The following is a 12,347-nucleotide window of genomic DNA, read 5'->3' as shown; positions in this document are numbered from 1 at the left end:
GAATCGTATGTGTTTCACTGTTTAGTTATCAAGGTTGTCTGTCTTGCGACAGCTTGTTTACTTTATCACATCTCTTTTTCTTTGTCAAGAACTTTTTTTAAGTTTTTTTCAAAGTTTTTCGAACTCTTCCGGATTTCCGAACTGTTCTTCCGATCAGTGATTGTCGGCTCTGTTCAAGCGACTTAATTACTTTAACATATTCGTTTTAAGTTGTCAAGCACTTTTTTTAATTTCTTTTTTTCTTTCAGAAATCGCTTTAAATTGTCTCTTTTCAAGAAACAATTATTTCCGACAGCTCAACTAATATAACACCGAAAGCAGTCCCTGTCAACAGTTAATTTCATAATTTGACAAACTTTTTATATTTTCACCCTAATCTCCACTAAATTCCCAACAGCCATCCAGTCTATCTGACACCGGAATTCCAACCATCCTCCCCAGCTATCCTTCCTATATTGCAGCACCCACATACCATATATACACAACACCCCAGCTTTTCCATCCCATTCATACTATATATAGGAAACTTTTCTATTCCGCCAAACTAACAAACCACCATCCCGCTTCTCTTTCAGCCATCTCTGTCACAGCCAACAGCCAGCAAGCTCAAATCATTCTCTTCGGCGACATTTGCAGGGCCTTTAGAAAAACTTAGCCCCGGGAAATCTGCGTTATTCGCAGATCACTCACTGTCTGAGCCGCTTCGCGGCGAGTTTGAGTTATCTGTGAATGCTTTTAGCAGATTTTCCGGGGCTTAGCTTTTCTTAAGGCCCGAAACCGAGCCGAAGAGAATGATTTGAGCTTGCGTCCCTCTTAGCTGATCTTCCCGGGCTTAGTTTTTCTTAAGACCCGAAACCGAGCCGAAGAGAATGATTTGAGCTTGCGTCCCTTTCATCTGGAATAAAACCCACTCTCAACCTCCACCGGAATCACCCTCTCCTCAATCCCCTCAATCTCAATAAACCTCTGTCTCCCCAACATCTCCACCATCTGCGCAAGCAGCTCCCTGCTCCCCTGCGCCTCCATCTCCACGCGGTCATCCCAGTTATTTCTCACCCAACCGGTAACCCCCAGAGAACTGGCAATATAACAGGCCCGATAGCGAAATCCAACTCCCTGCACTCTCCCCGAAAACCAATAATGCTTCCTTATCAGATTCTCTCTCATCTCCGAACCCTTCCCATCCTGAACATCATGCTTTTTCCAGACTCCCCGGCCTTTCTCATACTCCTCGGCAATCTCCTCACCTGTCTCAGAATCCTGCAGAAACGTTCTGTACTTCTTTCTCTTAAAATCAAATATACTCAACAGCAACCCTCTCTCACAGCTACTGTGCCGGCAACTTGATTTCCCGAACATTCTCACATCTTTCCTGCCAGCCTGTTTCAGGAATCACTCTGCCGCCACACTACAATCACACCCTGATCACAAATCCGTCTTTTCTCGCTTTCGCTTTCGGATATTCCCCGGAGCGATAACCAAGCACACAATGACCAATTCCAACATAAGACTCCGGCACACCCCACTCTGCCTTCAATGCCTTTCCTTCTTCAGAAGCAAACACCTCTCTTGCACGATGAATCCAGCAGGAATCAACCCCAAGGGCATGAGCAGCATTCATCAGATTTCCCATAACCAGACTTCCATTTTCCACACATGTAGGCATATTACTGTCTGCAAAGACCACAACAACTGTCGGTGCCCCATAGAACGGATCACTCTCAGTCCCCATCACATCCGCATTCATTTTAGAAAGCTTCGCAACAAGTTCCGGATTCTGTGTTACTACCATAAGTGTACCCTGTTGTCCCATTCCGCTTGGTGCGTATTCCCCTGCTTCAAGAATTTCATTCAACACTTCTTCCGGCACCAGATCTTCTTTATAACCACGTACACTTCTTCGCTCCAAAAGATTTTTTATTGTTTCATTCATGTCTCATATCCTCCTGTATTTATTTTCATCACTGTCAAAGCAACATTACTGTCCACCACGTTCTCAGCAACACAGCCAGGCAACAATATCTTCTTATATTATAGCACTACATCTACCAAAACTCACCTGTATTTCCCATAATTTTCAGGCAATTTTCCTTGCCCCTGCATCACAACTGGTCTATAATAAAGAGCAGACTAACATGAGGTATAAACTATATGAACAAAAAAGAAATTTCTGAAATCAAGAAACAGTTCACTCCCGAGAACTGTTCTCTCACCCGCATCTGCGGATGTTACGTTGACGGAGAAAAGAATAAAAAAACCGAACTGAAAGAAGCATTTCTCTCTTTATCAGAAGAAGAAATGTTCAAATACTTTGAAATTTTCCGCAAATCCCTTTCCGGAACAATAGGAAAAAATCTGATGAACATGGAATTTCCTCTCGAGCAGGAAACTGAGGGCGGAACTCAACATTTTCTTATGAAACTGAGAGAAAGCAAACTGACCGATGATGCACTGGTAGAAAGTTTCTACGATAAGATCATTGAAAACTATGATTATCCCGAAAACTACTACATCATCCTGATCCATGGAGTATATGATATCCCCGGAAAGTCTTCCGACGGTGCAGAAATGTTTGATGCATCTGATGAGATTTATGAGCACATCATGTGCTGTATCTGTCCTGTAAAACTCTCTAAGGCAGGTCTTTGCTACAATGCCGAAACCAACAGCATCCAGGACCGTATCCGCGACTGGATCGTGGAACTTCCGGATGTTGCTTTCCTTTTCCCGCAGTTTAACGACCGCAGCACTGACATCCATGGTGTCCTTTATTATAGTAAAAATGCAAACGAGCTTCGGGATATTTTTATCGATGAACTGCTTGGATGTACAGCACCTCTTTCTGCAGGAGGACAGCGTGATTCCTTTAACGCACTGGTTGAAGATACTCTGGGCGACGACTGCAGATATGACACTGTATTAAGCATTCACGAGAAATTAAACGACCTGATCGAATCACAGAAGGATGAGCCGGAACCTGTAGTTCTGACCAAATCTGAGGTAAAACGCCTCTTTGAAGAATGCGGCGTAGAAGATGAAAAACTACAGTCATTTGATGAACAATACGAGATCACAGCCGGGGAAAAATCCTCTCTGGTCGCTTCCAACATCACCAACACAAAAAGATTCGAGATCAAAACCCCGGATGTTGTAGTCCACGTAGATCCTGAACGTGCCGATCTTGTGGAAACACGCGTAATTGACGGACGCAAGTGCCTTGTGATCCCAATGGAAGGCGAAGTTGAACTGAACGGAATCCGCGTACATACAGGAAATGAAAATCCTTCTGATGACGAATTTTATGACAATACAGATACTGAGACAGAGGAGACATCTGATGGAGAATAATCGTAAACTCTTATTTTTTGACATTGACAAAACCCTGTTAACCCCTTACCCATGGACAGTTCCGGACAGTGCGAAACAGGCTTTAAAAGAAGCCCGCTATAATGGTCATCTCCTTTTCATCAATTCCGGACGTACCTATACAATGATTCCGGAAATCATTAAAGAAATGGGATTCGACGGCTATGTATGCGGATGCGGCAGCCAGATTTATATGAATGAAGAGCTTTTGTTTTCCAGTTCTATTCCAAATCCGCTTTGCCGTAAAACAACAGAATTACTGCGGGAATGCAGAATTCCTGCGTTTTTTGAACGCCCGGATAAGATTTTATATGACAGCAGTTCATGTGCTGTTCCTGAAACTGTTCAGAAGCTGAAAGCAGAAGTTATAGTAGAAGATCTGGCTCTCTACCCGCCCGAAACATACAACCATTTTACATTTGACAAGTTTCTGGCTTTTCCGTCTGCTGATTCTGATATGGAAACTTTCCGCAAATTTGCAGATGAACATTTTCTGTGTTTCATACATGAAGACAAGGCCTGGGAACTGACTCAGAAAAATCTTAGCAAAGCAACCGGAATCCGGTTTCTGGCAGACCGCCTTGGGGTTCCGGTCAAAGACACCTATGCATTCGGCGACAGCACGAACGATCTTCTTATGCTGCAGTTCGCCGGAAACAGCATCGCAATGGGCGACTCGGATCCCCTGATCCTGCCTCACTGCACTTACCAGACAACCAATATCGAAGATAACGGAATTGCCAATGCTTTGAAGCATTTCCATCTCATTTAGCAGAACATACAAAATAACGTATTATCATATCTCTATTTATCTGTGTTATTTTTGCATATTTAGGAGAATGATTTCGGATTTATTTAAACTTAAAAACAGCTATGTGAAAACACTCAGGTTTTCATCATAGCTGTTTTAATTTACAATACTCAATTCCTATCAGCAGGCTACTGACAGTTCGGATTTTCTTATTTAGCTGCTTCTGTCGGTGTTGCTTCCGGTGTTTCAGTAGTTTCTGCTGCTTCTTCCTCTGCCGCAGGTGTCTCAGTCACATCTGTATCTTCTGCTGCAGGTGTTTCTGTAACTTCCTCTGTTTCCGGTGTTGGAGTTGCCTCTTCTGTCACTTCAGGTGTCGGTGTTTCCGGAACCGGAGTAGGAGTCGGTGCCATGAAGGTATGTTTGTCAGTGATCTTAAGTGTCTTAATGACTTTCTTAACTGCCTTTACATCTGCCTCATCCAGCCATTTAGCAGTTGTATCTGTAAAATAGGTACTTTCTTTGGAATTCTGAAGAGATTCTCGCTTGGAAGCTGTGGCATCTTCATCATTGATCTTGTCAAGTCTTACTACATAGTATCCTGTGTCAGTCTCAATAATATTGTCTGCAACTTCTCCGTCTTTCAGTCCTCTCAGAACCTTCAGAACCTCATCCGGATATGCCTCGCTGCCGGAATCTTCATCCTCGTCTTCGCTCTCTTTTGTTGTAAAATTACCCTGTACTGCAGAATAACTGTCATCTACACCTTTGGCAATCTCACTCATGTCTGCTGTAGGATCCTCTTTCATCTTATCCAGAATCTCCTGAGCCTGTTCTTTCTTAGTCTTTTTCTCCTCATCAGTTATATCATCACCGCTTGTAGAGATACTTACATAAGTGAAGGTTGTCTGATTCGCTTCATCATCAGAAACTGTGATCTTTCCTTCTGCTACAACCGGATCATACATCTTCTTCTGAATTGTCTGAAGCTCCAGAAGTGTTTTTACCTGATCTTCCGTTACCGCAAGTTCCTTAATTGTCTCTTCACTGTTTGCAGCCATAAACTGTGATGCTGCATCTGCGATCGCTGCTTCATCATCATCTGTAAGCTCTACGTTATAATCCGCAGCCTTCTCTTTGAGAATATACATCTTCTCAACAGACTCCAGACTGCTTGTCACTGCCTGATCACCATAAGTCTCATCTGAATCATCACCTGCTGTCTGATCCCAGATATTATCTGCACTTCCCATATAATTTAAATACATGGTTGTTGTCTGCTGTTGTTGTTCGCGGGCATAAAGACTTACAACTCCAAGCGGAATATCTGTTCCGTCAACAGTAGCCACTGTCTTTGTTCCATCTAATGTTTTACTTCCACAGCCGGAAAGCATACCAACTGACATCACACCTGCCAGTGTCACAACGGCTGTTCTCTTTACCATTTTTTTCATTTCTTCCTCCATATTATCAATCTGGTCTTTCTTCCATACCACTTTCCCAGAATGTACTGTTATTAGAGTATAAACTTTTTTCCTGCGAAGGGCAAGGCAAATCGAAAAATATGTAGTATATTTCACATATTTTCCGCCATGCTCTTAAGTTCCTCTGCAAATTCCGTCAATGCCAGGATCAGATTCCCCTGTGGTTCCAGGATAAATTTCGGTTCCTGCTCATTCTTAAACTGCAGACCTCTTCTGTATTTCTGCATAAGAGCCGGAAAGCCTTCTGTATTCAGCCTTGCTTTCTCATAAAGGGTAAACCGGACTATTTTTCCAGTCTGCTTTATTTCCGTTACGTACCCCTGATGAGCAATCGCCTTTAACTTCGCAATCGCCAGAAGATTCAGCACTGCCTTTCCGGGTTCTCCGAAACGGTCCAGAAGTTCTTCCAGCATATCATCATAATCCTGTTGTGTCTCAATCCCCGCAATTCTTTTATAAATATCCAGCTTCTGAAATTCATTACTGATGTAGGAATCAGGAATATACGCATCAACATTCAGATCAACCGATGTCTCGAAATCCTCCATTGTATGAATACCCTTCGCCTCTTTCACTGCTTCATTGAGCATCTTACAATAAAGATCATATCCAACCGCATTCATATGTCCATGTTGCTGCGCACCCAGCAGATTTCCGGCACCTCGAAGTTCCAGATCTCTCATTGCAATCTTAAATCCGCTTCCCAGATCCGTATACTCGCGGATCGCAGCCAGACGCTTCTCAGCCGTCTCCTTCAGCATCACATTCTTTCTGTACATCAGAAACGCATAGGCAGTTCTGTTGGAACGCCCGATCCTTCCCCGAAGCTGATAAAGCTGAGAAAGCCCGTATCTGTCTGAATCATGGATAATCATAGTATTTACATTGGAAATATCCAGCCCTGTCTCAATGATCGTGGTGGAAACCAGCACATCAATATCCCCGTTTACAAAGGAATACATCACATTCTCCAGTTCCCTCTCACTCATCTGGCCATGAGCAAAATCCACCCTTGCGTCCGGCACCAGCTTCGCAATACGCAGGGCAACATCTGCAATATCCGTCACTCGATTATAAACATAATAAACCTGTCCGCCTCTGCGCAATTCCCTGTTGATAGCCTCTCGGACTGTCTCTTCATCATATTCCATAACATATGTCTGGATCGGCATTCTGTCCATAGGAGGCTCCTCCAGGACACTCATATCCCGGATTCCGATCAGGCTCATATGAAGAGTACGGGGAATGGGCGTTGCAGTCAGTGTAAGGACATCCACATCCTTCTTTAACTGCTTGATTTTTTCCTTATGCGTAACTCCAAACCGCTGTTCCTCATCAACGATCAACAGGCCAAGATTTTTGAACTGTACGTCTTTGGAAAGGATTCTGTGCGTTCCAATGATCACATCCACCTGACCTTTTTTCAGATCTTCGATTGCCTTCTTCTGTTGTGCCGGGGTCCGGAATCTGCACAACAGTTCCACACGTACCGGAAATTCCTTCATCCTCTGCACAAAGGTATTATAAATCTGCTGCGCAAGGATCGTTGTAGGTGCAAGATAAGCTACCTGTCTGCTCTCCTGTACTTCCTTAAATGCGGCACGCAGCGCCACTTCTGTTTTGCCGTATCCCACATCCCCGCAGATAAGCCGGTCCATAATCCTGGTACTCTCCATATCACGTTTGGCATCCTCAATAGCACTGAGCTGATCCTCTGTCTCTTCATATGGAAACATTTCTTCAAATTCTCTCTGCCATACAGTATCAGGACCACAGACATATCCTTCCTTTTCCTGACGCACTGCATAAAGCTCTACCAGTTCTTTTGCAATATTTTTAACTGCCCCACGAACCTTGCTCTTTGTTTTATTCCACTCCTGAGTACCAAGTTTGTTCAGCTTCGGAGCCTTTGAAGCATCTGCCCCTGAATATTTCTGCAGACAGTCAAGCTGAGTAGCAGGAATATAGAGATTGCTTCCGCCTCTGTATTCAATTTTAATATAATCTTTAACGATCCTGTCTACTTCAACTTTTTCAATTCCTCGGTAAATACCAAGACCATGCTTTTCATGGACAACAAAATCGCCGACAGAAAGCTCCGCAAAATCCTGAATACGGCTTCCACTGTAATTTTTTTTCTTCTTTTTTTTCTGTTCCTGTCCAAAAATGTCAGATTCTGTCATTACCGCAAACTTGATCAACGGGTATTCAAAGCCCTTCTTTGCATGGCCATAAACCACCATGATCTCGCCCGGACAGATCTCCCTGTCATAATCTTGTCCATAAAAGGCTGCCAGTCCCTCTTCCTGAAGATCCTTTGCCAGCCTCTCGGCCCTTGTGCGGGAACCGGAAAGCAACGCGATCCTGTATCCCTGTTTCTTATACTGATGAAGATCTTTTACCAGAAGTTCAAAACTGTTGTTATAAGCGCTGATTGATTTTACCTCCAGGTAAAATTTCTCCCGCACTTTCCAGCCTGCCTGTTTCGGTTCCAGCGCACATACAGAAATACAGTTGCGTTTATTCAGTTCTTTTTGAAGCTGTTCAAAAGAACAAAGCCAGTTTTCCGGCAGATTCCGGCTGCCTTTTTCCTCTCTGTGCATACGGCTCTGTCTGTACTCTTCTTCTACAGCCCCGCCTTTCTCAGTCAGTCGGTTTGGTTCATCCAGAAAGATTATGGTTCTTTCCTCCGGAAAATAATCCAGGAAGGAAACCATATCCTTGTCCCCTATATGCTCCACAGCCGGATAGATCGTAAGTTCTTCCAGATTTTCCAGAGAACGCTGACTCTCCGGATCAAAACTCCGGATAGAATCAATCTCATCTCCCCAAAGCTCGATTCTCCATGGATTTTCCTCAGTGAGACAGTAAATATCCACAATACCGCCACGCACAGAGAACTGCCCCGGCATTTCCACCTGTCCTACCCGCTCGTAACCTAAAGCCACCAGCTGGTTCTTCAGCTGTTCTATGTCTACGGTGCTGTCACTTTCGTAATGAATCAGCTGTTCTTTTATCTTTCCCAGAGATTCCAGAAAATCCATACATCCGTCAATACTTGTAACAACTGTCAGTTCTTTCTCTTCCAGTAACGCCTTAATGACCTTCATCCTCTGACGTATCAGCAGATTTCCATGGATATCTGCCTGAAAGAACAGAAGATCTTTCGCAGGATAAGAATACACTTTTCTGTCATAAAATCTGTAATCTTCATAAATTTCTCTGGCGCGGCGTTCGTCCTCCGCCAGGATCAGACGATAAGGCGCAATCCCGGAAAGTCCGTACATCAGATGAGATTTCTGCGATTCCATACACCCCGAAACCTGCAGGATTCCCTTATTCGTTTTGCTTTTTTCTTTAATCTGTTCAAACTCTGCAAGCCCCTGCAGAGGTGTTAAAAATGCTTTCATCTTCACCCCTCATGATCCTTCGACGTAATAAAAGCGGCTTCTGTTTCCAGTTACCGCTTTCTATACCTTTTGCTGAACAATCATCTATTTCCTGTCTGCTTATTTCTGTACAGGTACTTTTCTGTTATATTCGTTCATGGCTGCATCTGTACCCTGTGTGATTATGATATCCACAGCCTTTGCCGCCTTTGCTATTGCTTCATCCACAAGTTTCCTGTCTTCTGTGGAAAATCTGCCAAGTACATGATCTGCCAGATCCCATCCCTTCGGCTTTGCACCAACTCCTACTTTAATACGGAGAAATTTCTCTGTGCCAAGCTGGCGGATAATATCTTTGATCCCGTTATGTCCACCCGCACTTCCCTGCTTGCGGATGCGAAGCTGCCCGGGCTCCAGATCAATATCATCATAAATAACAATAAGCTCTGATTCCGGATCAATTTTAAAATAATTCGCCATCTCACGAACAGGACCGCCACTCAGGTTCATAAAAGAAAGTGGCTTCATAAGAATCACTTTCTCTCCGCCGATCATGGTTTTACCGTACATGGCATTAAATTTCACACCACCCTGAGGGACATTGTAATCCTCTACCAGACGGTCAACGGTATCAAATCCCATATTGTGGCGTGTTGCTTCATACTGTTTCCCGGGATTTCCCAGGCCAACTACTAAATACATATATGTGTCTCCTGCTTAATTTAACACCATTTTCCGGAATTACCATACCTGTCCTGATGTCAAATTTATTTTTTACATACTCTAAAGTGTGTTTAAAAAATCAATCTTATAAATTGTGACGCACATCTTGCGGGAATGATTTTTCAGACACGCTCTAAGATAATTAATTAAAATATACCATCTCTTCCTTAAGCGGCTCGCATTCTTTCACATCACTTGCATAAAGAACAATGCCCTCACCCTGATATTCTGTACGGTTCTCAAATGCGACCTTCGCTGTTACTTCTACCCAGCTGCCCTCTTTGATATGCGGTGCATAATCGCTTCTGCACACGTATCCAAGGAAAGTGGTATCATCTGCGCAGCAGGTCATTGCCACACGTCCCGGAACAAAGAATTTACTTCCCATTCCACGTGGTTTCATGACACGTCCTTTAAAGCGGACAATTTTGTCTACATATTTATCCGGATTATCCATGGCATCCACAAACCAGATACCATAATCTTCCGGTGGAATCTCAATGATCGGTGCATTGATATCAAACGGCATCTCATCCTGGAAAATGTCATCCATCTCGCCCTCTTCATTTTCAAAGATAACCTCTGCACTCTGATTTGCGACCTTGATCCCTCGTCTGTATGCAGGAAGCGGATCTCCCTCTTTACAGCGGTTAAATACAACCATATCTGTATTTCTGATCATATCCATGAACAGAGATTTCATGTTTGCCATATAAACCTGATAAGTAGTTGCATCCACACAGGTAATCTCCTGCTCAATGCCCCAGCCTTCCGGAAGCTCCATCTGCTCAAACTTACTTACAAGCCACATTCCGTTGTACTCGATCACAACACGCTCCGGCTGATGGATGATATCCATGGCAGCCAGACGCTGTGGTGTCAGATCTTCTTCATCCTCGATCACTTCCACAACTGTGTTTGTAAGTTTCAGTTTATCCATATCATATTCTTCTTCGCCTTCTTCGCAAAGGATCAACAGAGTTTTGCCGTCAATGGCAAAGTACTCCTGCTGCAGTGTAAAATCCAGGAAAGTAGTCTTTCCGCTTTCCAGGAATCCCGTAACCAAATAAATGGGAACTCTGATATCATCCATCATATAATTTATTCCTTTATCTTTATTCTGATTCTGTTATTATCTGCCGAAATCATTCAGTCTCGCATCTATGACACAGGATTTCATGCTCCGATGAGCTGAATCCAGATGCAGTATTTTAGAGGATTGCCATAAATCGCTGCTTCCTCATGATCATTATGCAAGCCCAAATAATTCTGCAAGTTTATCTTCTTTCAGTTTAGAGCCGATTACGCAGAGACGACCTGTGTATTCCGGTGCACCTTCACGGATCTCTGTTTCCTCCGGAACCATGTCAAAATAAATCCATGTTCCGTCTTCTGCAGGAAGCATTCCCTTTGCACGAAGAATAATACCGTAATCTTCAGAAGCGGAAAGAGCCTCAAGCATCTTCTCAAGACCTTCTCTTGTGTATTTCTTAATCGTCTCACGTCCCCAGCTTGTAAATACCTCATCTGCGTGATGATGGTGATGATCATGATGATCATGTCCACAGCCGCATTCATGGTCGTGGTCATGGTGATGATGTTCATGTTCTTCGTGATCATGTCCACAGCCACATTCATGATCATGGTCGTGATCGTGATGATGATGCTCTCCATGTTCATGTACATGTCCGCACTCCGGGCATACCTCTTCCTCAGACATCAGTTCTTCCTCAAGAGATACCGGTTTCTCCATAACCTCAAGGATTTTCTTTCCGTCCAGTTTCTCAATCGGAGTGGTGATGATAGCAGCTTTCGCATTAATTCCACGAAGAAGTTCCATTGCCTGCTGTGCTTTCTTCTCATCAATGATATCTGTACGGCTCATGATGATCGCACCTGCATATTCAACCTGATTATCAAAGAACTCACCAAAGTTTCTCATATACATTTTGCACTTCTTTGCATCAACTACAGTTGTATAGCTGTTCAGAACGATATCCACATCTCCCTGAACACCCTGTACTGCCTTGATAACATCTGAAAGTTTACCAACACCTGATGGCTCGATCAGGATTCTGTCCGGATGATATTTGTCCACAACCTCTTTCAGAGAAGTGCCGAAATCTCCCACTAATGAACAGCAGATACATCCGGAATTCATTTCCCGGATCTGGATTCCCGCTTCCTTCAGGAAACCACCGTCAATACCAATCTCACCAAATTCGTTCTCGATCAGTACAACCTGCTCATCTGCATAAGCCTCTTTCAGAAGTTTCTTAATCAATGTAGTTTTACCGGCTCCAAGGAAACCGGAAATAATATCAATCTTAGTTGCCATTGTCTTATTTCTCCTCTTCGTTAAAATTTATATTTCTGAATAACTGCCATATAGCCGTCATTTTTTATATTCTGCCATTTTTATGAACAAACAGAATAACTTTTGGAACTGCCATCATTATCTGTCTGTTTATATATTTGCCTGTAACGTACTCATTATACATAAGATGTCCAATGTATTCAAGTCTGCCATCAACGCATTTTGACCAGGAAACACTTGTGCCCCCTGGTTTACAGATATCCTGCAGCTGTTCAATACCTTCAGAACAACCTGCCTGTTCACATCAAAGAAAGGGGCAT

The 12,347-nt window shown here is 43.4% G+C and carries 10 protein-coding genes; 3 read left to right on the top strand and 7 right to left on the bottom strand.

Annotation, left to right across the window (positions count from 1 at the left end; genetic code table 11):
• Positions 1–891: 891 nt before the first annotated feature.
• Together LJE11_RS14050 and LJE11_RS14045 are read right to left on the bottom strand one after the other, a co-directional pair.
• A complete protein-coding gene (locus LJE11_RS14050) occupies positions 892–1,167 on the bottom strand; it encodes an acylphosphatase (RefSeq protein WP_029677159.1) in 276 nt (91 codons plus the stop codon).
• 247 nt (positions 1,168–1,414) lie between these two features.
• On the bottom strand, positions 1,415–1,933 hold the full coding sequence (locus tag LJE11_RS14045) for a nitroreductase family protein (protein WP_022379958.1): 519 nt from the start codon (positions 1,931–1,933) through the stop codon (positions 1,415–1,417).
• A 218-nt stretch (positions 1,934–2,151) separates the two neighbouring features.
• Here LJE11_RS14045 and LJE11_RS14040 point away from each other — a divergent pair, with 218 nt between their 5' ends.
• Together LJE11_RS14040 and LJE11_RS14035 are read left to right on the top strand one after the other, a co-directional pair.
• Positions 2,152–3,348, top strand: coding sequence for a DUF4317 domain-containing protein (locus LJE11_RS14040; protein WP_022379957.1), 1,197 nt, complete (start codon positions 2,152–2,154; stop codon positions 3,346–3,348).
• Positions 3,338–4,138: an HAD family hydrolase gene (locus tag LJE11_RS14035; protein WP_022379956.1), complete on the top strand. Its 801-nt coding sequence runs from the start codon at positions 3,338–3,340 to the stop codon at positions 4,136–4,138. The genes LJE11_RS14040 and LJE11_RS14035 overlap by 11 nt, the downstream gene beginning before the upstream one ends.
• A gap of 188 nt (positions 4,139–4,326) precedes the next feature.
• Here the strand turns inward: LJE11_RS14035 and LJE11_RS14030 are convergent, their stop codons facing one another.
• The 3 genes from LJE11_RS14030 to pth all read right to left on the bottom strand — a co-directional run bounded on the left by LJE11_RS14030 (position 4,327) and on the right by pth (position 9,689).
• Positions 4,327–5,568, bottom strand: a complete 1,242-nt coding sequence (locus tag LJE11_RS14030) for a peptidylprolyl isomerase (protein ID WP_055058676.1) — start codon at positions 5,566–5,568, stop codon at positions 4,327–4,329.
• Between the two features lie 122 nt (positions 5,569–5,690).
• Positions 5,691–9,008 (bottom strand): transcription-repair coupling factor, encoded by a 3,318-nt coding sequence (mfd, locus tag LJE11_RS14025; RefSeq protein WP_227296123.1) that lies wholly within the window; start codon positions 9,006–9,008, stop codon positions 5,691–5,693.
• Positions 9,009–9,107: 99 nt separating this feature from the next.
• Positions 9,108–9,689: an aminoacyl-tRNA hydrolase gene (gene pth / locus LJE11_RS14020; protein WP_144136780.1), complete on the bottom strand. Its 582-nt coding sequence runs from the start codon at positions 9,687–9,689 to the stop codon at positions 9,108–9,110.
• Between the two features lie 99 nt (positions 9,690–9,788).
• Between pth and LJE11_RS20855 the strand changes: the two genes are divergently transcribed.
• Complete coding sequence (locus tag LJE11_RS20855) at positions 9,789–9,860, top strand: DUF6783 domain-containing protein (RefSeq protein ID WP_368230103.1); 72 nt, start codon at positions 9,789–9,791, stop codon at positions 9,858–9,860.
• On the opposite strand, the gene LJE11_RS14015 is transcribed toward LJE11_RS20855, so the two are convergent.
• Positions 9,853–10,803 (bottom strand): TIGR03943 family putative permease subunit, encoded by a 951-nt coding sequence (locus LJE11_RS14015; protein WP_008707706.1) that lies wholly within the window; start codon positions 10,801–10,803, stop codon positions 9,853–9,855. The two genes, LJE11_RS20855 and LJE11_RS14015, sit on opposite strands and share 8 nt — an antisense overlap.
• Positions 10,804–10,959: 156 nt before the next feature.
• Positions 10,960–12,048 (bottom strand): CobW family GTP-binding protein, encoded by a 1,089-nt coding sequence (locus LJE11_RS14010; RefSeq protein WP_227296122.1) that lies wholly within the window; start codon positions 12,046–12,048, stop codon positions 10,960–10,962.
• Positions 12,049–12,347 lie beyond the last annotated feature (299 nt).

It is taken from the genome of Blautia sp. DFI.1.216 (genome assembly GCF_020594215.1).
GTDB lineage: Bacteria > Bacillota > Clostridia > Lachnospirales > Lachnospiraceae > Blautia_A > Blautia_A wexlerae.
Note: the sequence above shows the minus strand (reverse complement) of the source record. Positions and strands in the feature narration are given on the sequence as shown.

Bases quoted from the DNA above. Each gene is read 5' to 3' on its own strand.
- LJE11_RS14050 (WP_029677159.1), bottom strand. From the start codon at position 1,167: ATGAGAGAGAATCTGATAAGGAAGCATTATTGGTTTTCGGGGAGAGTG.
- LJE11_RS14045 (WP_022379958.1), bottom strand. From the start codon at position 1,933: ATGAATGAAACAATAAAAAATCTTTTGGAGCGAAGAAGTGTACGTGGT.
- LJE11_RS14040 (WP_022379957.1), top strand. From the start codon at position 2,152: ATGAACAAAAAAGAAATTTCTGAAATCAAGAAACAGTTCACTCCCGAG.
- LJE11_RS14035 (WP_022379956.1), top strand. From the start codon at position 3,338: ATGGAGAATAATCGTAAACTCTTATTTTTTGACATTGACAAAACCCTG.
- LJE11_RS14030 (WP_055058676.1), bottom strand. From the start codon at position 5,568: ATGAAAAAAATGGTAAAGAGAACAGCCGTTGTGACACTGGCAGGTGTG.
- mfd (WP_227296123.1), bottom strand. From the start codon at position 9,008: ATGAAAGCATTTTTAACACCTCTGCAGGGGCTTGCAGAGTTTGAACAG.
- pth (WP_144136780.1), bottom strand. From the start codon at position 9,689: ATGTATTTAGTAGTTGGCCTGGGAAATCCCGGGAAACAGTATGAAGCA.
- LJE11_RS14015 (WP_008707706.1), bottom strand. From the start codon at position 10,803: ATGGATGATATCAGAGTTCCCATTTATTTGGTTACGGGATTCCTGGAA.
- LJE11_RS14010 (WP_227296122.1), bottom strand. From the start codon at position 12,048: ATGGCAACTAAGATTGATATTATTTCCGGTTTCCTTGGAGCCGGTAAA.